This window comes from Mycobacterium sp. IS-3022 (genome assembly GCF_001500065.1).
GTDB lineage: Bacteria > Actinomycetota > Actinomycetes > Mycobacteriales > Mycobacteriaceae > Mycobacterium.
The window spans coordinates 35,803-55,630 of sequence record NZ_LQIN01000004.1 but is presented as its reverse complement, the minus strand read 5'-3'; the positions used below and the strand labels follow the sequence as shown (position 1 = coordinate 55,630).

Genomic DNA, 19,828 nt, shown 5'->3' with positions numbered 1-19,828 from the left:
GTTGTCCGTTGATTGGCACAAGCCGCTTGCACCGGTTGGGCCGAGTTTCGCAACGTGACGCTCACGTTCCCCTGTCGACCAGATCGAACACCATGAAAGCCTCTGAAAAAGGTTCTGGGGTAACGCCCATCGGTCCAAACGGGTGGTCCAGGACAAAGATGAGGTACAGCAGCAGGACAAGCAGCACGGTGACGGCACTGACCAAGACGATATGAGCACGGCTATCAGCGAGTCGCATGTTGCTGGTGAGCATGATCAGGACAAGGCCGCCGAAGATCAATGCGCACCACAACAGCGTCGGGATGCGCGGTTTGGCGTCCAGGATCCGTGCGCTGCGGACGGACGACATTTCCGTCAATTGGCTGAGGAACTGCTGGTCGACCGGGCTGGCCGCAGCACCTGGCTTGTCAGCACCGACGATCCGGTACATGGCTGTGATCGCCGCTCGGCCGTCGTTGCTGATGTTGCCGAACTCGTTCTTGCCCCATTCCGGACCTTGCATGGCGGCGGCGTACTTGCGGAGCTGCTCGCGCACCTGCGATTGTTCGGGCTGCGGCATTGCGACGGTCTGACGGTACATCGTCTTGAGTAGAGACGCCTCTTGGGCGACATTCGTCTCAGCCGAGAGGTACTGCTGCCACCCGACAACCACGGTGAACCCAAGGAGAGCACCGTAAATCAGGCCGACCACCGTGAGGAACGGCGACAGTATCGAGTTGTGCTCCGGGCGCGAGTTCCGGGCAACGATGCGGCTGGCGAGCAGCACGCTGCCGATCGCTAACGCCACCCCGCCGACGATTACGGCGGCAAGCAGTAGCCAAGCGCCGATCACTCCAAAGTCGCCCATGGTTGACAGGATGCCAGCCAACATTTCGTCGCGGCGCCAGATTCGGTCGCTTGGTCGCCAGATTGCACTGCGCTGAATGCTGGTTGGGCAACTGTACCGACGAGCGCAGCCGTGTCGCCCTTGCGGCACAGCGGGATTCGTCACTGTGAGGTAACGAGCTCGGTATGGGTCCGTCCGCCGAGGCAGGGACTCAAGCGACGCACTGCTCCATAGCGGTCGGTGCTCCTTCTCAGCCGTCATCCATAGCCGGAGCTGTCAGTTGACCCAAGTAGAGTTCCACTCCGGGTTGTTCATGATTGCCTCTTCTTGCGGTGTGAGTGGTCTCGGCGGAACGGCGGGCGGCGGCGGGGGAGCTGCCGGAATCACCGGATCGACGACGTCAGGGCACAGGGTCGCTTGGGCAGCTGGGAAAAGTAGCGGGTTAGGAACCGCCCCGGCTCGTGCAACCTCACAGACGAGATAGCCTTCGAGCACAGTCATTCTCATCGGGTCATTTGAGGGCGGCGGTTGCCAACCAGTTTGTTGTATCAGCCTGACGTACTCCGCCTCAGCTGCCGCACCGGCTGCACCCACCGAGTCTGCAGCGGCCACGCCCGTGGAGAGCACGGCGAAGCCGACGGCCAAGCCTTCCGCTACAAGGACGCCGGCGACGGTCCGATAATGCCACATTTGTTGTTTCCTCCGTTCGCCGGTAAGTCCCATCGTTGGGGTGTTTCGCAGCTAGTTCATGATTACACAGCCGTCAGGTGCTTTGCTACTGTTCTGCAGATCGGCTGCGTGGACTAGTTCACGGCAAACATCAGAGGTTCGATTGTTGTGGCTGTCAGCGGGTCCATCTGGTGTCACTCTCGTCTTATTTTTCCGATCAGGCCGGCTGATTCACACGCCGGTGTCGGCATCGTCCGTCGCTGCAGCTGCCGGTAGTCGATGAGGCTGGGCGGCACGTCGTCGTTGCCTGGCAGCTGCGAATGCCGGTCGATCGTTTGGCCGCTGCCCGGCAGCTCTCGACCATGTCATGGACCAATTGGAGATCGGGTCGAACGTCAGCCTGACGTGACGTTGAATACCCTTGCGAAACAAGCTAATTCGTCACAGTGACGTATTGGCGGAGGCGCAGGGGACAGGGAGGAGTTGCTTGTGGACGGAGGGGAGTGCAGCGGCTTCCGAGAAGAGCGAGCCCGCGGACAGTAGGATCATTAGTAGTATGTCTATATGGCCAAAGAGAAGATCTCTGTGACTGTCGATGCGACCGTGCTCGCCGACGCTGACGCCGATGCCAAGGCGGCCGGGCTGAATCGGTCGGAGATGATCGAGCGAGCGTTGCGAAACGAACACCTTCGTCGTGCGCTGCAGACCTACACAACCCGCACGGCGCCGGCGCTGAACATCGACTCCTATGCCGAGCAGGTGTATGAGGCGAACCGGGCCGCGGGCTTGTGATCGCTCCCGGCGACATCGCACCACGCGAGGACAGCAGCCGCGATCTATACGTGGTGGTGCTCTCCAACTCGATCCACCTCGCTGCTGGTACCGGCCGTCTCATCACGTGCCCCTTCATCCCCGGCCCCATCCCAGCCGACGCCATAGCCATGGTTGTCCCCATCGATCAGCCCGAAGGCACGCTTCTCCCCGAACTCGTTCATTGGTTACCGGGTTCGGCGCTCGGCGAACCGATCGGTACCGTCGGAGCAGTCGCCCTCGACGAGGCAACATCGATTGTGGCGGCACTGATCTCGTAGCCGTGCACACCGGACGACCCAGGGCGCCAATCTCACGAGCCTCCTGTTGAAGTAGGTCGTGTGCTCCCAACGGCGACCTCAGCCGCACCAATCTGTTGTACCCACCAGTAGCCTTGCAGCACAGGGTAATTCGTCACAGTGACGTATTACGGGTGACGTACGGGGAGGGCCGAGAAGGTGGGTGGTCGATCGACCACCGATTACAAGGACCGGTCGCCTGGGCATCCGGATGGTTTCACCTACCACCTGAAACGTGTAATGCCTTTGCGCCAGCGGTACGACCAACTCGTCGGGAAGTCAGGATGCAGAATTACGGTCGCGACATGCCTAGATCGGCCAATCGTCGCGGCGCGTGATTACTTTCATTAGGCGCAACTCACTTCCCTTTTATGCCGATAAGCCACATTATGTCAAGTAGGAAAGCGCATATTGCGATGCCGCCCAACGGTTCTCACCTATCGAGCAAGGCCAAGGAATGCCATCATCGCTCGCTCGACCTCGATGACTTGCTCCGCTGTCAGCCGACCGACTCGGGTGTGGACGTTCGACCTTTTGACGGTAGTGAGCTTGTCGATCATCACGTCACTGTCGTGATCAAGTCCGGATAAGCGCCCGTCTCCGCCGGCTATCCGAATGCGCATCAACGGCGCATCTAACAGCGTGCTGGACATGGGAGCAACAGTTACTGAACTCGTGGCGTCGAAGAGATCGTCCTGAACAATCACCGCGGGACTCGGTTTGGTCCCGTAGGCGCCTCCGGCTACGGACCAGATCTCCCCTCTGTTCACTCCTCATCCCATGGCGTCGAGATGGCCTCGATGAAGTCCTGGTCGTCGGTGCTTTCGTCCGCTCGCGCGACCAACGAAGCCTGGCGGTGCGCCTCGGCGGCGAAACTCTCAGTGCGCATGTCAGGCGCCCAGACCTGCAGCGGTCGCAGGCCCCGCTCCCGCATTCGCCGTCGGTATTCTGCGACTCTTTCTCTCACTGCCATGCCGCCATGTTCCATGTAACGAAGAATCTGTGCAGCCGGATAACAGATCGACCGGGTCAGCAAACAGACATTCCAAAGCCATGGCTGCGGGTCGTCGGTTCGCCTGAGCTACCTGAAGATGGTCGTCGGCATGAGCCTGGTGAAGGGGTTCGGACCTGACGCACCACATGCGACCTGGCGGAATACGACGGAATCGAGTATGGCGGATTACCGATAAAGTGCGCCGTATTGCACTGCACCCCAATTGTCTTCACCTGATGATGATGTGACGGTGCAGCGCTTACAGATCCAGAACGATGCGCAGTGCCGCGTCAACGCGGCGCATCTCGTCGAAGCTCAGGAACCCGACGCTCTTGCCGAGACGGCCCGGGTGGACCGCCGCGGCCTGCTCGGCAAGCACTCGAGTCTTCACGCCGCCGATTTCAACCTCGGGACGAAAGCTAGCGGCACGAGCCGACATAGACGTTGGCGCAACCAACCAGGTCGACAGAGGCAGTTGGTCTGACTGGACAACGACGGCGTAGCGGGAACCGGACTGCTCGTGACCGCGGCTCCCCCGCGGGGCATGCAGCTGGAAGACCTCACCACGCACGCAGCGTTTCCATATCGCGCAGCACCTGCATGGCCTCGGCGCGGTCCGACTCGTCGGCGGCCAGCCTTTCCGCCTCAGCGCGGATCGCCGCACTGGCCTTCCGCCGTGCGGCATCGATAAGAGCAGATCGGACGACTGCGGACACAGCCGCGCCATCTTTGGTCAAAACTTCGAGCGCCTTCGCAGTGTCTTCGTCCGGCCGGAAGGTAATCGTGTCAGCCATACCAAGCATTGTACGACGTTTTGTAAGACATTTCCTACAGCGGCATGAGCGGCGTCTCCCAGAGCAGCGGCGCCCCGCGGGTAGCGTCTAACCAGCGACAGCCCGAGTAGTCATGCAGCGAACAAACACGTCCATCGGGATCGTCCCAGCCATAGGTCACCCGTCTCCACTATGAAGCTCAAGGCACGGCCCTTCCTCGACGCGCTTCTGTTCCAGCTCGAATGGCCAGGAGTGCGGCGAAATCGAACATGGCCGGTAACAGCGAATCATCTCGTCTTGTGGAACAAGAGTATTCAGTTCGGGTCAAGCACTCCTCGCTCCCGTAACACCTGCGCCCAGCGCCCAACAGCCGTGCTGATGCTCCGGTCGAAGATCGACCAACGGTCTTGACGCCCGAAGCAATTGTGCAACGTCGTGACGTACTCCATCAGCGTGTCGATATCGTCGATTGCGGCCAGGTATCGGCAGGTCTTGTCGTATTCGATCAGCAAGTTGTTGTCCACTGCATACCGCACCAACTGCTCAGTCGTGCTTATCCGTTCCATCTCAGCGAGCACCAGATCGAGGCCATCGCACAGCGCGGCGGCGAACTGCCGCATGTCGGTGTGATTGTCGAACCGCACCTCGTACGGCAGATCGGGTACCAGATGTTCCCAACGACGTTGCAGTAGTGAACCTTTGAGGGGATGCCGCACCCGCTCGTATCCGGGACAGGCGGCGTCGACCTCAGCCGACCCGATGCCCACATTGATGAAGAATCCATGCCAGGTCATGGTGCCGTTATGCCAGTCGGGCTGAAAGTTGATCATGTCATACAGCGGTCCTCGTTCCCGCTCGAAGCTGGAGCCGGATACGTCGAAGCCGCGCGCTCGCAGGAATGGGCCGACATCGGCGGAAATCATCGCTTCGTAAGCCCGCTGCAATGATTCGTCGGCTGTGCTCTCCCCCATGATCCCAAGGCTAAGTCGCAGGCACAGTCCCTCAGTGCACCAATTTGGGGCGAAGGCAAACTACGAAGGACACCGCCTGAGGCTCGCCCATTCACGGGATTCGTCAATTCCTCGTGTCACCCCGCGGCGCGATGAGTCCTGCGCCCCGGTGCAGTCTTATCTGCATGGGCAGACTCATTTATGGCTTCAACGTGTCGGTGGACGGGTATATCGCGGACGCACAAGGCAACATCGACTGGAGTGATCCGAGCGAAGAACTGCACCAGTACTGGAACGACTTCGAACGCGAGACCGCCCTGGCGCTCTATGGCCGGCGGCTCTACGACCTGATGTCCGCGTACTGGCCGACCGCCGACCAGGACCCGGACGCCACTCCTCTGATCGTCGACTTCGCCCGCATTTGGCGCGACATGCCCAAGGTCGTGTTCTCGCGCACCCTGGAGTCCGTCGACTGGAACTCCCGCCTGGAACGCGGTGACCCGGTCGAGGTGGTGACGAAGCTGAAAGCCGAAACCGGTGGCCAGCTGGAGGTGGCCGGCGCGACGCTGGCCGCACCGATCGTGCAGGCCGGGCTGGTGGACGAGTACCGGATCGTGGTTGCGCCAACCGCCGTGGGCGGCGGCATCCGGTTCTTCCCGACCCTGCCGTCATGGATCTCGCTGCGGCTGTTGGAAAACCGTACCTTCCCGTGTGGCACCGTCCTGCTGCGCTACGGGGCGAAACACGTCTAACGAGATGATTCCTTCCGCTTTTCTTCGAGCACACCAATCCCCCGACGCTGCATGAAGTGCTCGGGAGCGCCACTTCGCGACTATCCCGGCGCTACGGTCCGGCCGATCGGGAGCTTTCGCCAGGTCAACGCATAGCGGAACATCGGCAGCCGTCGCCATTGCACACCGGGAAGCTCCTCTTCCGCGCACTGACGAACCTCCGAATACGAGTGTGCCGGCGGCCATACGGTCGGGGCGGTGTGCTCCCAATGGCCTCGACGCAACGACAGCCACCGGTGCTGGACCACGCCGAGCACGTCGACGGCGAACTCCCGCGGACGTGTCGACCGTGCCAGGCCGACCACAACCAGAACACCGCCCGGTGAGGTCAATTCCGCGAAACGCCGAAGAGCGGCCCTGAGATCAGGCAGGTGATGCAACGCTGCGACGGATGCGACCACGTCGAAAGTCCGCTGAAATCGGTAAGTCACCACATCACCGAGAATCCAGTCGACACCGTCGACTTCCCCGCGCGCGGCTTCCAACACGTCATCATCCACGTCGATCGCCACGACCTCGGGGACTCTCTGACGTAGATCGGCGGCGAGCAAACCGTTCCCCGTCCCCACGTCGAGCGCGGAACGAGCGTCAACAGGCACTGCATCGAGTACGAGCTGGTGGTAGTGAATGTTGTGATTCCAGCGCTGGAGCTGCTCTCCTCCCATAAGCGCAACGCTAACAACCGGGCTGCGAAGCAACACTTCTCAGATCATCTGTCTCTCGCAACACGCGCCTGGGCCGCGAGCAATTGCGATCATGGAGTGTTCATCGATTGGACCACGACGGCGTATCGCGTGCCGGCCTGCGGGCGACTTGCCGGCAAGGCGATGATTTTCGTCCTGTGGCGGAGTCTTACTGAGTATGACGATGACAACGAGAGTGCTGAGCGTGTCGGTTCCGGTGTCAGACCAGGACGCAGCGCTGAAGTTCTACACGGAGGTGCTCGGGCTCGAACTCCGCACCGACGTGGAAGTCTGGCCGGGGGCGCGACTGATCGAGGTCGCGCCGCCGGGCTCGGGCGTTTCGCTGGTTCTTCTTCCGCCCGACAGCGAGATCCCGGTCGCGATCCGGTTGGGCACCACTGATGCGCAACGAGCCCACGACACGATCCGCAAGTCGGGGGTCACCCTGCACAACGAAACGCTGGTCCTGATGGAGGGAATACCGGCGATGTTCTCCTTCGCCGACCCCGATGGCAACGGCTTGGTCTACCTGGAGGACACCGATGAGCTCGACTCGCGCTGACCAACCGGCTCGGCGTATCAGCAAGGAGGACAACGATCATGGCGGACGCACGGCCATTGGACATCACATTCACCGCTCGCCTGGGCAAGGCACGCCCCGGTGATACCTGGACCTGTGTGCAGCTTGCCGACTCGGCGCAGATCTTCGGTACTCGAGGTCTGGTCAAAGTCGCAGGCACCGTCGACGGACAGCCGTTCACCGGAGCGTTCATGGCCCTGGGTGACGGAACCCACAAACTTCCGGTGACTGCTGCCACCCGCAGGGCAATCCACAAGGACGACGGTGACGAGGTCGAGGTCCACCTCACCGAGCGGCTGAACTGATCCTTCTCCCGTCGCTCGATGCTCCCAATTCCTTCAGCCGCAGTACATGTCGTCGTAGGGTCGGCAGAGGTCCACCTCACCCATCACGATCATCTGAGCACCGAGCATGGGAGAACACCACGATGAGCGCACCTGACGATTGGAATACCCAGATAATCAACGAGTTCCGCGCCAACGGCGGTCGCGTGGGCGGCAACTTCGAGGGCGCTCCGATGGTGCTCGTCCACCACACCGGCCGCAAAACCGGCAAGCAGAGCGTCACGCCGATGATGTACCTGCCGGACGAGGACGACCCTGACACCATCTATGTCTTCGCCTCCAAGGCAGGAGCACCAACGAACCCTGCGTGGTACTACAACCTCACCGCGGCCGGCACCGCACAGGTCGAACTGGGTAGCGACACCCATACCGTCAGCGTCACCGAGGTCCTCGGCGCCGACCGCGATCGCATCTTCAGTGAACAAGCCCGTCGCTACCCCGGTTTCGCCGACTACGAAAAGAAGACCGCGGGTATCCGCACCATTCCGGTACTCGCGCTCAAGCGCACCTAGCGGCGCCGCGGTTGCGGCTGTCGGTAGCGTGACGGCCGTGAACCTTTCTCGTATGTCTTCTTCCGTGGCGCTCGCGGCCTGTGCCGCGTCCATGACCATGACGCTCGCCGCCTGCGGCTCTGACACGGAAGCTTCATCGACAACCACCACATCATCGACAAGCACCTCCTCGCTCGCCGACGAGTTCATCCCCTCGGTTACCGAAACGGCGGACCCGGCCGCTGCAACGTGCCCGACGGCTCCGCCGCAAGACGGCGGCACGCCCGAGTGGACGTTCAACGGCGACACCGGCAGCGTCGCCGTCACCGGTTCCACCGCGACGGCGGCACCGCTCATCAAGGTCGAGCCACCGTTCAGCGTGAGTGAGACCCAGGTGCACACGCTGCAGGCCGGTGACGGACCGGTCGTCGCAGACACGGCCACGGTCTTCGTCTGCTACATGGGCGTCAACGGACGCGACGGGTCCGTGTTCGACGACAGCTACGAACGCGGCATGCCGGTCGACTTCCCGCTCGACGGAGTCGTACCGGGATTCCAGAAGGCTATCGCCGGACAGAAGGTCGGGTCGACGGTCGCCGTCGCGATGACGTCTGCCGATGGCTACCCAGAAGGTCAGCCTGCCGCTGGGATCCAGCCCGGCGACTCACTGATCTTCGCGATCAAGATCCTCGACGCCTCACGCTGATCCGAGACTGTCAGCCGCCACCGGTGACGACGTTCTTCGACAGGTGGATGAAAGCACCGTTCTTCCACACACCCCAACGGCCGCCCCAGCCCGAGAACCACACGACGGGCTCCCCGAGCCAGAACTCGGCGGGTTTCTTCGGCGCCCACGGCGGAACCGGTTCGCCGAGCACCGGCGCCGGGCGCGGAGCCCCCGGCTGGGGCGCCTCTGCCGCCAGCGCTGGCGGCGCGGGTGGGGGCGGTGGCGGCGGCTGGGCGCTTGCCGGAGCACCCAGGGCGAGAACCCCTGCGGCCAACCCGCCTGCGACTGCTACCGCAGGCAGAGCGGTCTTGAGAAAGCTCATGAGCACGCCTCCAGCGTTGAAACCGAATCGGATACTTAGAATTTATAACCTTCTTCCGCGGTGACCAAACGCCACCTTAAGCTCACTGCTTGTCGGCTTCGTCGTTGTCCGTGTCGGGCGCGTCGTCGCTGTCGTCCTCGGGGTCCTCGGTCGGCGCCGGTTCCAGCGCCACGCTTCGCGTCCTCGCCACCGCGGTCGTCGGATGTCTTTCGGCGGGCCGTAGCCGAACAACGCGGCCAACGGCCCGGCGGAGCCCGGGCGGTCCTTCCTTGCGGACAAAGTCGCCGATCCGGCCGGCGCGATAGCGCAGTGGTGAGCCGAGGAACTCCCCCAGCACCACACCGCTGCCGAGGGCGAGCGCTATCGCGATCGCCGACATCATCTGGCGCAGGCCGTTGTCGACGTCACCGTCGACGGCGAACGAGAACACCGCGCGGAAAACCGCGAGGCCCGGCAGCATCGGCATGATGCCCGCGGTGGCCGTCACCAAGGCGGGTGCTTGCCGCCGAATCGAGATCAGCGTGGCGACCAGACCCACACCGACCGCGGCGACTCCGCTGGCGAAAATCTGACCGAATCCGGCATTGCTTAGTGCGATCAGCACGGCCTCGGCCAAGCCGGCCGCGAGTGCGGCGGTGGCGATGGCTCGCAGCGGCGCGTAGCTCGCCACGGTCAGGCATGCGCCCGCCAGCGCCGCGCCGAATACCGCAAGAAAGATCGGCAACGCTCCGCTCGGCGCGATGAAGGATTCGGTCGCATCGACGTGCAGCGATATCGAGATCCCTGCGATTTCGGCGACCTGCAGGCCCGCGATGATGCCCACGACGATTCCGGACGTCAGCAACACCGCTTCGCCGAGCCGGGCGAGCGAGGTCAGCATGTAGCCCGTTACCGCGTCCTGCATCGCACCGACCAACGTCAACCCCGACAACAGCATCACGATGCCGGTGGCCACCAGCGCGGTGGGCCCCAGATCCGCATAGAGGTAGGCCGCCACCGCGACCGAGGTGGCGATCGCCGCACCAGTGACGTGCTGGAAGAAGAACGGCGTACCGATGCGGTTGAGTTGCCGACCCACCTGGTCGATGACCGCCGACGTCAAGGCCGCCAGCAAGCAGGTCAACCAGCCGCCACCGAGGAGCATGGCGATGCCGAGGGCGAAGCCGGCCCATCCCGCTGTCGCCAGCCAGCGGGGGTACGGGTGCGGCCGTTCGGTGAGCTCGTCCATGGCTTCGTGGGCCTGGTCGACAGTCACACCGCCGGAAGTGATCCGCTGAATGAGTCGGTCGAGTTCGCCGAGCCGGGTGTAGTCGGTCGACCGGGTGTGCACGGCTCGCACGATGGTGACGGGCGGGCTGTCGGCGGTCGGCAACGCCGACACGATCACGGTGGTGACGAAGATGTCGACGACACAGTCGGTCAGTCGGTACGCCTGAGCCACGTCCTGCGCGGTGGCCACGACGTCGGCGGTTCCTGACCCCGATGACAGCATCACCTCCGCGAGCCGGATCGTGAGGTCGATAACCTTACGGGTGTGCACGTCACCCATTCCGTCCGCAGACCGCCGCCGCTGCCCGGCGATCGGCGCCGGATCGCGGCGCCCCCGCAGTGCATTTCGCAAACCTCGGCGGACGCGACCAGTGCCGGGCGTTCGATCAAGCGCCATTGACGTGCAGGATACTGACGCCGCGTGACAGCGCCGCATCCAGCGGGGCCGCTAGTCGTCGACGATTGTCACCTGCGCCGGCTGTCGGGCGGGCGCCATCGCCCAGGCGGCCAGTCCCCCTGCGGCGGCCGACAGGACATGCCACGCGCCGTGGTATTGCCACAGGCTCTCGGGTCGACACAGCGGCGAGCCGGATCGGCCTGCGACGTAGGCCGCCACGCCGAGCATGAAGACACCTGCCGCTGTGATCCATGCCGACTGCTGCTTTCCGCGAACGCCGCGGGCCAAGCCGACCATGTACAACGCCCCCGCGGCGACGATGGGCCAGTCGTGGACCAGCCCCGCCCACGACGGCTGAGGACCGTGGTAGACGATGCTGCCGAAACCCACTGCGACAAGCGCGCCTCCTGCCGCTGCCGCCAGGACTCCCCTACCCCGCACGGCCCAGCACAGAACGGCCAGCCCGGCGGCCACGTACGCCAGGCTGGTGAGGGCCAGGACAGGTTGTGCCAACACTCCATCTGCGATGCGCTCGCAGTCCGAGTGACCGAAGGTCGGGTGCCGCATGTCGGTCAACGATACCGGCACCCCGTGCGTAACCGTATTGCGTTGCCACGCAAAGCTATTCGGCTCTCGAGCACCCTCAAGGGCAGGGCCAGGGAAGGAAAAGCGACCAGCACCATCCGGGCGGAAGCGGCGGAGTGAGGTTGGGAGGCGGCGGAGGCGGAGGCGGTGGTGCCTCTCCTTCGAAGATGTTCTGGGCGACGTTGCCCTGCCCGTGGTAGACGTACCAGTAAGTGTGACAAACGGTTTCGTCCCATACCACCGGGTTCACCCGCAGATTTCCGGTCTGCACCGGAGGGTCCCCCGGACACCAGCGACATGGACCCGCGGGGCTTTCATCCGGGCACCCGGGCCAGGCCTGCATCGGCACAGGCGGGCCTGGAAATGCCTGAGCAGTGCCCGCCATCAGTCCGACACCGGCGATCGCGACGCCTACCGACATCAGCGCAGCGCCGAGGGTTCGCTTCGGGTTGGAAGTCGTGGTCATGTCGATCCCTCGTGCTCATTGTCGTCCGCGCAAGGCGCCGTCGGAGCAATTACACGAAGTGTGGTCGGCTACCGATCCCAACTATGAGCGGTTTCCTCAGCCGGTCACTGGGTATCGCAGTGCAGGAAACCCAGGACCAGGAGAGAAGCGATGAGCTCACCGGAACAGCCCGCGGAGGAAGCGCCACAGGGCGACGACGTCGGACAGGCGGTGCCGCCGACCGCTCCGGCATATTCCACGCCTCCGCCGCAAGGCGTGCCCTCAGCCGACGACCAGGACGCTTCCGGCTGAGTCTTCAGCGAAGGTCAAGTCCAGACACCGATTACGGGCCTTGACGCAGATCGGCAAGCGAGTTGCGCAAGCCTCCATCCATACGGATCTGAATACCGGCCACCGCGACCATCACCGCGGAGGTCACCAGGTGCACGACCGCGTCGGTGATGTTGTTGGGAAACGTGAACACGTAGGCGACCTGGTTCGAGAAGAACGCCCAGATCCCGGGCAGTGCGCCGGCCACCGCGGCGACGAGCAGATACAGCACCGACCACGACTTGCGCATCGCGAAAACCAATCCCGGCCCGAACAGTGCCAACCCGGCGACCGCATGCCAGCCGTTGTAGTCCATCCCGAAGATCTGCGCGGTGGGCGCATCCGGGCCGGTCGCAAAACTCGGTTCGACGATGAACCCGATCACCGCCTGGATGACGTGAAAGGCGGCAATGATCAGTAGACCGACCTGGGCGAAACTCCACTTCACGGCGCACCTCCGTTGGTGTCGGCAGCTTCGTCATGAATACTACGCTACGTAGTAGGGATGGTGAAGTAACTTTCTGCGGTCCGATTCGCCGCGCCGGCGGCCATTACCCTGTGCGGGTGACGAAAGTGCTGTCGGTGAATGTCGCTCGAGTACGGGTGAATCCGGACGCGCCGTCGAGATCGACGGGCATCGACAAGGTAGCCGCCGACAACGAGGTGATGGTGCGTGCGCCGGGCCCGATGAGGGACGGTTTGGGCAGCGGGCTCGTCGGCGACACCATCGGTAATCCGAAGCTGCACGGCGGAGACGACCAAGCGGTATACGCGTACGCCCGAGAAGACCTCGACGACTGGGAAACTCGGCTGGATCGCCCCCTCACCAACGGCATGTTCGGCGAGAACCTCACCACGACAGGGGTCGACGTCACGCAGGCGCGGATCGGCGAACGGTGGCGCGTCGGCACCGATGGGCTGCTGCTCGAAGTGTCGGCGCCGCGCACGCCGTGTCGCACGTTCTCGGCCTTTCTGCAACTGGACCGTTGGATCAAGACCTTCACTGAAGCCGCGAAACCCGGTGCGTATCTTCGGGTTATCTCGCCCGGCACGGTGCGCGCGGGCGACGAGATCGTCGTCGAGGACCGTCCCGGACACGACGTCACCATCGAGATGGCCTTCCGCGCACGGATGTCCGACCCGTCGCTGCTTCCACAATTGCTCACCGCCGAAGCCCTGTCGGCCGAACTCAAGGCGTATGTGCGTAGGCGTCACGGCTAGCCGCGGCGTCCGGATCGCCCCATCCCTCCCAGAACAGCAGGTGTGACCGCACACCCGGATGACTCACTGTGTCAAGGACCTTGATCCCGGCATTCGCGATGGCCGGGACGCCGACCACCCGGTGGAAGAACCGGCCCAGGCGGTACTGCCTACCCCAGTCCGCCTCGACGCGCTGCGCGTAATTCGTGAAATCGTCGGGCCCACCATTGGTCAACGCCGCAATCGCGCACTCCCCCGCGGCCATCCCGGACTGCAGCGCCTTCGAAATGCCAGCACCCGAAACGGGTCTGGCGGCGCCGAGCGCGTCACCGGCGAACAGCACACCCGGCCGCCATGGCGGCCAGGCGGTGAAACCCATCGGCAGTCGCCACGCCTGAAGCGCCTTGGACTTCTTCAGGTCGTCGATCGGTGGCAGCTTCCAGTCGCGCGGAAGTCCGGCCAAGAACTCGTCGAAGAGGGCCGTGGCGTTGATCCGGTGCCAGTCCTTGTAACTGGTGCAGTAGCCCAGGCCGACGTTGGCTCGCCCGCCGCCCAAGGGGAACAGCCAGCCATAGCCGGGCAGTTGGTCGCCGTCGAAGGTCAGCTTCAAGTAGATGTCGAGCGTGTCGGTGTCGGGCCGGTCGACGGGCATCTCGGCGCGAATCGCGATCGCCGAGTATCCGTGATACCTCGAGTCGAGGTTCAGCGCACGCTTGACCGGTGAATAGGCGCCGTCGGCGGCGATCACCGCGTCGGCCCGCACGTGTTCGCCGCTTCGAAGCGTGACACCGGCGACGCGGCCGGCGTCATCGACGATCGGAGCGACGACCTCTGCGCCCTGCCGCACCTCGGCACCGGCGGTCTGAGCCCGTTCGAGCAGCAGCGTGTCGAGTTCGGTCCGGCGAGCCACGTAGCCGTGGTCGGGCATCCCCGGGCGGCGCGGAAACGCAAGATTCCATTCGCTCGGGCTGAAGACCTTGGCACCGTTCACCCGGTGGAACCGCGCGACTTCTTCGGCCAACCCCATCTTCTGCAGAAAGCTCACGGCGCGCGGTGTCAGCCCGTCGCCGCACGGTTTGTCGCGCGGAAACGTCGACTTGTCGAGCACAACGACGCGCGCACCAGTGCGGACCGCCTGCCAGGCCGCCGCCGCCCCGGCCGGTCCGCCGCCCACGATCACCAGGTCGTAGCCCTGTGTCATCCGTCTCGCCTCGCCATCGTCCTTCTCGGCACCGACGCTATTCGCTGCGTCGGCGCACCGCAAAAAGTCGGCGATTACCGAATGGTGACGCTCACTGCGCTGCGATCGACGGTTCCCGTAACGCGGTGGTGTCAGGCGCCGACAAACAGGCAGCAGCGGTTGCGCGGCGGTTCTCGCCGTACGCAGATGTGAAGCAGCGGCATCTGTTCAGCGTCCGGCCACCGGCGCCGGTCCGCCACATTCGCGCCACCGCTCAGCGGTATCCCTCAACAGGAAAGTCCAGGCGATGACATTGCTACACAGTTGGGCCCGCCGGTTGATGGCCGGCGCCATGGTGGCCCTGATGATTCCGGCTCTGGTCGCGGTGGCGGGCGGATCGTCCACTGCCGCGGCGTACTCGCGACCGGGCCTGCCGGTGGAGACGCTCATGGTGCCGTCGGCCGCGATGGGCCGCGACATCCCGGTCAAATTCCAGGGCGGCGGCACCCACGCGGTGTATCTGCTCGACGGGTTGCGTGCCCGTGACGACAACAGCGGCTGGGACATCGAGACCGCGGCGTTCGAGAACTATTTCGAGTCGGGGCTGTCGGTGGTGATGCCGGTCGGCGGCATGTCCAGTTTCTACACCAACTGGCAGAGCCCGGCGGTGGGCAACGGCGGCACCTACACCTATCAGTGGGAGACGTTCCTCACCTCCGAGTTGCCGGCGTATCTCGCCGCCAACAAGGGCATCTCGGCTACCGGCAACGCCGTGGTGGGTCTGTCGATGTCGGGTAGTGCGGCGCTGATCCTGGCCGCCTACCATCCGGGCCAGTTCCGCTACGCGGCATCGCTGTCGGGCTTTCTGAACCTCTCCGACGGCGTGTGGCCGCTGCTGGTCGGCGTCGCGATGCGCGACGCGGGCGGGTTCAGCGCCACCGCGATGTGGGGCGCGCCCGGCGGACCGGCGTGGCAGCGCAACGACCCGACAGTCAACGTCGGCCGGTTGGTGAGCAACGGCACCCGCATCTGGGTGTACTGCGGCAACGGCGTTCCCTCAGAACTCGGCGGCGGCGGGGACATCGCCGGCCAGTTCCTCGAGACCATCACGCTGGACAGCAACAAGAATTTCCAGCAGGCCTACGAGGCCGCGGGCGGAAGCAACGGCACGTTCAACTTCCCGGCCAACGGCACCCACGGATGGGGCTACTGGGGTTCGCAGCTGAACGCGATGAAGGGCGACATCCAGGCCACGCTGGGCGCCTGAGGTCCGCAGACGTCGCTGGGCGGCCGCCTCGTGCGGTCGCCCAGCGTCGTCAGAGACAATCGCTGCGTGACGCAGCAGCCACGCCCGACCGTTCCCGCGCTCCTCGAGCGCGCCTGCGACGAGTTCGGCGAGCACCTCTACCTGATCACCTCGGCGGATCGGCTCACCTACCGCGAGGCGCAGCAGCGCTCGGCGCGGCTTGCGCAAGGGCTGCTGCGCGAAGGCGTCGGCAAGGGCACCCGCGTCGGCCTGTTCTTCCCGAACGGGGTCGACTGGGTCATCTGGTGGCTGGCGGTGTCGCGTATCGGCGCGCTGGCCGTCCCCCTCAGCACCCTCTACACCCCGGCGGAGATCGCCAAAGTGGCACGGCTGGCCGACATCGCGATGCTCATCGCTCCCAGCCGGGTGCTGACCATCGACGTCGCCGAGCGTTTCGAGGCGGCCTGGCCGGAGTTGGCAGCCCAGCCGGCCGGCCGGCTGGCCCTGGCCGCCGCGCCGTACCTGCGCCGCATCGTGTTCGTCGACGATCCGGTTCCCGACTGGGCCACCCCTTGGGTCGACGGTGCCGACGGGGTGACCGCAGATGTGCTGTGCGCCGCCGAGGCCGAGGTCTCCCCCGCCGATCTCGCCGTCGTGATCCACACCTCGGGCTCCACCGCGGACCCGAAAGGCGTCATGCACACCCACGGCACGCTGGTGCGCCAGACGTCGACGTGGCCGAACGCCATCCGCGCCGTGACGAAAAGCGAAGGGCCGACACGGATCCTGTGTGCGATGCCGTTCTTCTGGGTCGGCGGGCTGCTCGCCGCAACCGGGGCGTTGCACGAACCCCTCACCGTGCTGGCGATGCCACGCCTGGACGCCGAGACCGCGCTGGACATGATCGAGCGGGAGCGGGCCGCCGGGGTCGTCGGGTGGCCAGCCTTCACCCAGCGGTTGCGCGAGCACCCGAGCTTCGGCGACCGCGACCTGAGCAGTGCGCCGATGCTGCGCGATGGGCCGCTCGACATCGCGATGGTCGACGTGCCCGACGGATTCCCCGTGCACCGCACCATGTCCGAGACGGCGGGCGGCTTCGCGTTCACCGACATGCGCATCGTCGACGAGGACGGTAGCGACGTCGCCGACGGGGCGGTCGGTGAACTGCTCGTCCGCGGCATCGGCGTGATGGCGGGCTACAACAAGCGAGAGCGGTGGGAGACGTTCGACGAAAACGGTTGGTACCACACCGGTGACCGCGTCTACCGCCGCGACGGGGATCCGCGGCTGTTCTACGTGGGACGGACAACCGAGCTGATCAAGGCCGCGGGCGCCAACGTGTCGCCACTGGAGGTCGAGGCCGTCATCGGCGAATTCCCCGACGTGGCGCAGTGTCTGGTGCTCGGGATCGACGATCCCACGCGTGGCGAGGAAGTTTGTGCGGTCGTCGTGCCGGTCGGCGCCGGTATCGATGTCGATTCGCTGGCCACCCGCACCCGCGCGCACCTGTCGGCCTACAAGGTGCCGACGCGCTGGGTTTTGGCGACCAGTGACCAGATTCCGACGCTGCCCAGCGGAAAGTTCGACCGAAAGACACTGCGCGCCATGGTCGTCGACGGTGTCCTCGACTCCACGGTGATCCGATGAGCGTGATCAGAACTCCGGACGAGCGCTTCGCGGTGCTGCCCGACTATCCGTTCGAACCCCGCTACGTCGATGTCGAAACGCGCGGAGTCAGCCCACTGCGAATGCATTACGTCGATGAGGGGCCTGCCGACGCGCCCGTTGTCGTCCTGCTCCACGGGCAGCCCACCTGGTCGTATCTCTACCGGCACGTCATCGGCGTGCTGCTCGCGGCTGGACTGCGGGTGATCGCGCCGGACCACATCGGCTACGGCCGGTCCGACAAACTGACCGACCCGACGGACTATACGTTCGACCGGCACATCGACTGGTTGCACAGCGCGATCACCCGACTGGATCTCTCGGATGTCACGTTGGTCGTGCAGGACTGGGGCGGTCCCATCGGGCTCAGCGTGCTGGCCCGCGATCCCGACCGGTTCGCGCGCGTCGTCGCGACGAACACCATCCTGCACACGTGCGACCCCGACCTCGCGGGAAAGCTGGAGTGGCCGCACCACGCGGTCGGTGACGGACAGGTCATCCACCAAGAGACTCTGCTCGACTATGTTTCGTACTACCAGCGCTTGCCGGAACTGGTCCCGAGTTTCTTCCTCGACGCGGTGGCCGGGCCGTTGAGCCCAGATGTCCGCGCTGCCTACGACGCACCGTTCCCCGACCGTCGGTTCACGGCCGGGCTACGCCAGATGATCGCGTTGATTCCGTTGACGCGCAACGATCGTGGGGCTGCCATCGGACGCGCCACCATGGCCGCGCTGGGTGATTGGCGGCGGCCGTTCCTGACCGCGTATTCCGACGGGGATCCGGCAACGCGCGGTTGGGACAAGGTGTTCACCGACCACGTTCCCGGTGCGAAGGGTCAACCTCATATAACAGTGACAGGTGCCGGCCATTTCGTGCAGGAGCAACGGGGTGAGGAACTCGGTCGCATCATCGCCGAGTTTGTCGCGCGCACCGGCTGACTACAGGCCGAATTGGTCGTCGATGACGCCGAGCCAGACCTGGGCGGCGTCGATGGCCACCTTCTCGCTGATGAACGCGTGCTGGGTGCCGGTGTACATGTCGCGAAACGCTCGTTCCAGGCGGGTGCCTTCGCGAATCGAGCTGGTGCCCGCGACGAGATGCGCCCACTCCGCGCACTGGCGGGCCACATCGGTGGCGTACACGGCGGCCACCCGCATATCCGCGCGAAGGGCCGGGGTCAGCTCTTCGCCCGCCCCCACAGCGCTTTCGGCCGTCTCGAACGCGTCGAGCACCAGCAGCCGTGCCGCCCGCCAGGCCGCGACGTGGTGGGCCAGCCCCTTCTGGAAGGTCGGCCGACTGGCCAGCGACGCCATGTCGCTCATCCGGAACTTCGTCGCGGCAAGCTCTTGGACGTCGTCGAGCATGCTCTTGGCCACCCCGAGCGCCCACGACGCATGACCGGCGGCGGTGACCGGCATCATCCCCATCCGCGTCGCGGGCGACGATCCGCGCAGCGGCTCGCGGGTGAACAACGCGAAAGTCCGTTCGGCCGGCACGAACACGTCCTCGACGCTGTAGTCGTAGGAGCCCGTCCCCTTGAGTCCCTGCACATGCCAGCCGTCGTTGAAGCTCACCTGATCGCGCGGGAGCACCGCGACCTGCATGTCCGGCACACCTTCACTGACCCAGCGCATCTCGGTGCCGTCCATCGGCAGGAAGCCCGCGGCGACATACTGCGAATGCCCGATCCCCGACCCGAAGCTCCACGACCCGGTCAGCCGGTAACCGCCCGCTTCGGCGGTGCCCTGACCATTGGGGAAGAACTGGCCGCCCATGGTCACGCGATTGTCATGCGCGGTGAACACCTCGGCGAACCCGGCGTCGGGCAGGTAGGCGGCCGCGGCGAACGACGACGGCAGGTTGGCGATGCCGATCCACCCGAACGATCCGTCCTGCCATGCCATTTCGATCCAGGTCTCGATCATCTCGGCGAATGACGGTTCCACCCCGCCTGCGGGCGTCGGATTGAATGCGGTCATCAGACCGGAATCCCACATCGCCTCGACGATCGCCGGGCTCAGCGTGCGCAGCCGCTCCGACTCCCCGGCTTCGCCCTGTACGGTCTCGCGCATGGTGCGGACCCGCCCCGCGATGCTCTCGGCGGATCCCAGTGTCGACGTCACCCGTCCTCTTTATCAGAAGACCGTCGTGCCGATATTGGGATCGGTATCGGCGGGTGCACGATGTACACCCCGCATGCAGATGAAGGCCGCCGCAGTGATCGCGACGGTAGCGGCCGGCCCTACCGCCGC

Annotated in this window: 25 protein-coding genes; 12 read left to right on the top strand and 13 right to left on the bottom strand. The window is 64.9% G+C overall.

The window, feature by feature from the left end:
* Positions 1-61: 61 nt before the first annotated feature.
* Positions 62-847: a bestrophin-like domain gene (locus tag AU188_RS05295; RefSeq protein WP_059162787.1), complete on the bottom strand. Its 786-nt coding sequence runs from the start codon at positions 845-847 to the stop codon at positions 62-64.
* A 1,212-nt stretch (positions 848-2,059) separates the two neighbouring features.
* Here AU188_RS05295 and AU188_RS05290 point away from each other — a divergent pair.
* Both AU188_RS05290 and AU188_RS05285 read left to right on the top strand, forming a co-directional pair.
* Positions 2,060-2,287 carry a ribbon-helix-helix protein, CopG family gene (locus AU188_RS05290; RefSeq protein WP_059162690.1) on the top strand — a complete coding sequence of 76 codons (228 nt, stop codon included), beginning with the start codon at positions 2,060-2,062 and terminating at the stop codon, positions 2,285-2,287.
* Positions 2,284-2,586 (top strand): hypothetical protein, encoded by a 303-nt coding sequence (locus AU188_RS05285; protein WP_059162689.1) that lies wholly within the window; start codon positions 2,284-2,286, stop codon positions 2,584-2,586. The genes AU188_RS05290 and AU188_RS05285 overlap by 4 nt, the downstream gene beginning before the upstream one ends.
* Positions 2,587-3,041: 455 nt before the next feature.
* On the opposite strand, the gene AU188_RS05280 is transcribed toward AU188_RS05285, so the two are convergent.
* The 5 genes from AU188_RS05280 to AU188_RS05260 all read right to left on the bottom strand — a co-directional run bounded on the left by AU188_RS05280 (position 3,042) and on the right by AU188_RS05260 (position 5,342).
* Positions 3,042-3,374: a type II toxin-antitoxin system PemK/MazF family toxin gene (locus tag AU188_RS05280; RefSeq protein ID WP_059162688.1), complete on the bottom strand. Its 333-nt coding sequence runs from the start codon at positions 3,372-3,374 to the stop codon at positions 3,042-3,044.
* Positions 3,371-3,577, bottom strand: a complete 207-nt coding sequence (locus tag AU188_RS05275; protein ID WP_059162786.1) for an antitoxin MazE-like protein — start codon at positions 3,575-3,577, stop codon at positions 3,371-3,373. Before AU188_RS05275 ends, AU188_RS05280 begins: the two co-directional genes overlap by 4 nt.
* Before the next feature lie 280 nt (positions 3,578-3,857).
* Positions 3,858-4,169, bottom strand: coding sequence for a type II toxin-antitoxin system PemK/MazF family toxin (locus AU188_RS05270; RefSeq protein ID WP_059162687.1), 312 nt, complete (start codon positions 4,167-4,169; stop codon positions 3,858-3,860).
* Positions 4,159-4,392 carry a hypothetical protein gene (locus tag AU188_RS05265; RefSeq protein WP_039379689.1) on the bottom strand — a complete coding sequence of 78 codons (234 nt, stop codon included), beginning with the start codon at positions 4,390-4,392 and terminating at the stop codon, positions 4,159-4,161. The genes AU188_RS05270 and AU188_RS05265 overlap by 11 nt, the downstream gene beginning before the upstream one ends.
* A 293-nt stretch (positions 4,393-4,685) precedes the next feature.
* Positions 4,686-5,342 carry a DUF4304 domain-containing protein gene (locus AU188_RS05260; RefSeq protein ID WP_059162686.1) on the bottom strand — a complete coding sequence of 219 codons (657 nt, stop codon included), beginning with the start codon at positions 5,340-5,342 and terminating at the stop codon, positions 4,686-4,688.
* 164 nt (positions 5,343-5,506) lie between these two features.
* Between AU188_RS05260 and AU188_RS05255 the strand changes: the two genes are divergently transcribed.
* Positions 5,507-6,073, top strand: a complete 567-nt coding sequence (locus AU188_RS05255) for a dihydrofolate reductase family protein (protein WP_059162685.1) — start codon at positions 5,507-5,509, stop codon at positions 6,071-6,073.
* Between the two features lie 80 nt (positions 6,074-6,153).
* Here AU188_RS05255 and AU188_RS05250 read toward each other — a convergent pair whose 3' ends face one another.
* Positions 6,154-6,777, bottom strand: coding sequence for a class I SAM-dependent methyltransferase (locus AU188_RS05250; protein WP_059162684.1), 624 nt, complete (start codon positions 6,775-6,777; stop codon positions 6,154-6,156).
* A 202-nt stretch (positions 6,778-6,979) separates the two neighbouring features.
* On the opposite strand from AU188_RS05250, the gene AU188_RS05245 reads away from it, so the two are divergent.
* The 4 genes from AU188_RS05245 to AU188_RS05230 all read left to right on the top strand — a co-directional run bounded on the left by AU188_RS05245 (position 6,980) and on the right by AU188_RS05230 (position 8,916).
* Positions 6,980-7,357: a VOC family protein gene (locus AU188_RS05245; protein ID WP_286137305.1), complete on the top strand. Its 378-nt coding sequence runs from the start codon at positions 6,980-6,982 to the stop codon at positions 7,355-7,357.
* Positions 7,358-7,395: 38 nt separating this feature from the next.
* On the top strand, positions 7,396-7,680 hold the full coding sequence (locus AU188_RS05240; RefSeq protein ID WP_059162682.1) for a DUF1905 domain-containing protein: 285 nt from the start codon (positions 7,396-7,398) through the stop codon (positions 7,678-7,680).
* A gap of 122 nt (positions 7,681-7,802) precedes the next feature.
* Positions 7,803-8,231 carry a nitroreductase family deazaflavin-dependent oxidoreductase gene (locus tag AU188_RS05235; RefSeq protein ID WP_059162681.1) on the top strand — a complete coding sequence of 143 codons (429 nt, stop codon included), beginning with the start codon at positions 7,803-7,805 and terminating at the stop codon, positions 8,229-8,231.
* A 37-nt stretch (positions 8,232-8,268) separates the two neighbouring features.
* On the top strand, positions 8,269-8,916 hold the full coding sequence (locus AU188_RS05230) for an FKBP-type peptidyl-prolyl cis-trans isomerase (RefSeq protein WP_502687588.1): 648 nt from the start codon (positions 8,269-8,271) through the stop codon (positions 8,914-8,916).
* A gap of 10 nt (positions 8,917-8,926) precedes the next feature.
* On the opposite strand, the gene AU188_RS05225 is transcribed toward AU188_RS05230, so the two are convergent.
* The 3 genes from AU188_RS05225 to AU188_RS05215 all read right to left on the bottom strand — a co-directional run bounded on the left by AU188_RS05225 (position 8,927) and on the right by AU188_RS05215 (position 11,492).
* Complete coding sequence (locus AU188_RS05225; RefSeq protein WP_059162679.1) at positions 8,927-9,259, bottom strand: hypothetical protein; 333 nt, start codon at positions 9,257-9,259, stop codon at positions 8,927-8,929.
* 82 nt (positions 9,260-9,341) lie between these two features.
* Complete coding sequence (locus tag AU188_RS05220) at positions 9,342-10,925, bottom strand: threonine/serine exporter family protein (RefSeq protein WP_059162678.1); 1,584 nt, start codon at positions 10,923-10,925, stop codon at positions 9,342-9,344.
* 51 nt (positions 10,926-10,976) lie between these two features.
* On the bottom strand, positions 10,977-11,492 hold the full coding sequence (locus tag AU188_RS05215; protein ID WP_059162677.1) for a hypothetical protein: 516 nt from the start codon (positions 11,490-11,492) through the stop codon (positions 10,977-10,979).
* Positions 11,493-12,126: 634 nt separating this feature from the next.
* Between AU188_RS05215 and AU188_RS25225 the strand changes: the two genes are divergently transcribed.
* Positions 12,127-12,267 (top strand): hypothetical protein, encoded by a 141-nt coding sequence (locus AU188_RS25225; RefSeq protein ID WP_156426585.1) that lies wholly within the window; start codon positions 12,127-12,129, stop codon positions 12,265-12,267.
* Positions 12,268-12,298: 31 nt separating this feature from the next.
* On the opposite strand, the gene AU188_RS05210 is transcribed toward AU188_RS25225, so the two are convergent.
* Positions 12,299-12,733 carry a DUF4383 domain-containing protein gene (locus AU188_RS05210; protein ID WP_059162676.1) on the bottom strand — a complete coding sequence of 145 codons (435 nt, stop codon included), beginning with the start codon at positions 12,731-12,733 and terminating at the stop codon, positions 12,299-12,301.
* 125 nt (positions 12,734-12,858) lie between these two features.
* Here AU188_RS05210 and AU188_RS05205 point away from each other — a divergent pair, with 125 nt between their 5' ends.
* Entirely contained in the window at positions 12,859-13,506 is a 648-nt protein-coding gene (locus AU188_RS05205) for an MOSC domain-containing protein (protein ID WP_216636167.1), read from the top strand.
* Here AU188_RS05205 and AU188_RS05200 read toward each other — a convergent pair.
* A complete protein-coding gene (locus AU188_RS05200; protein ID WP_059162675.1) occupies positions 13,475-14,686 on the bottom strand; it encodes an NAD(P)/FAD-dependent oxidoreductase in 1,212 nt (403 codons plus the stop codon). The two genes, AU188_RS05205 and AU188_RS05200, sit on opposite strands and share 32 nt — an antisense overlap.
* 286 nt (positions 14,687-14,972) lie before the next feature.
* Here AU188_RS05200 and AU188_RS05195 point away from each other — a divergent pair, with 286 nt between their 5' ends.
* The 3 genes from AU188_RS05195 to AU188_RS05185 all read left to right on the top strand — a co-directional run bounded on the left by AU188_RS05195 (position 14,973) and on the right by AU188_RS05185 (position 18,514).
* Complete coding sequence (locus tag AU188_RS05195) at positions 14,973-15,932, top strand: esterase family protein (RefSeq protein WP_059162674.1); 960 nt, start codon at positions 14,973-14,975, stop codon at positions 15,930-15,932.
* Between the two features lie 66 nt (positions 15,933-15,998).
* On the top strand, positions 15,999-17,558 hold the full coding sequence (locus AU188_RS05190; protein WP_059162673.1) for a class I adenylate-forming enzyme family protein: 1,560 nt from the start codon (positions 15,999-16,001) through the stop codon (positions 17,556-17,558).
* On the top strand, positions 17,555-18,514 hold the full coding sequence (locus AU188_RS05185; RefSeq protein WP_059162672.1) for a haloalkane dehalogenase: 960 nt from the start codon (positions 17,555-17,557) through the stop codon (positions 18,512-18,514). Before AU188_RS05190 ends, AU188_RS05185 begins: the two co-directional genes overlap by 4 nt.
* On the opposite strand, the gene AU188_RS05180 is transcribed toward AU188_RS05185, so the two are convergent.
* The gene (locus AU188_RS05180) at positions 18,515-19,648 is read right to left on the bottom strand and encodes an acyl-CoA dehydrogenase family protein (protein ID WP_156426590.1); all 1,134 of its coding nucleotides are present in this window, start codon (positions 19,646-19,648) and stop codon (positions 18,515-18,517) included.
* Positions 19,649-19,828: the final 180 nt, after the last annotated feature.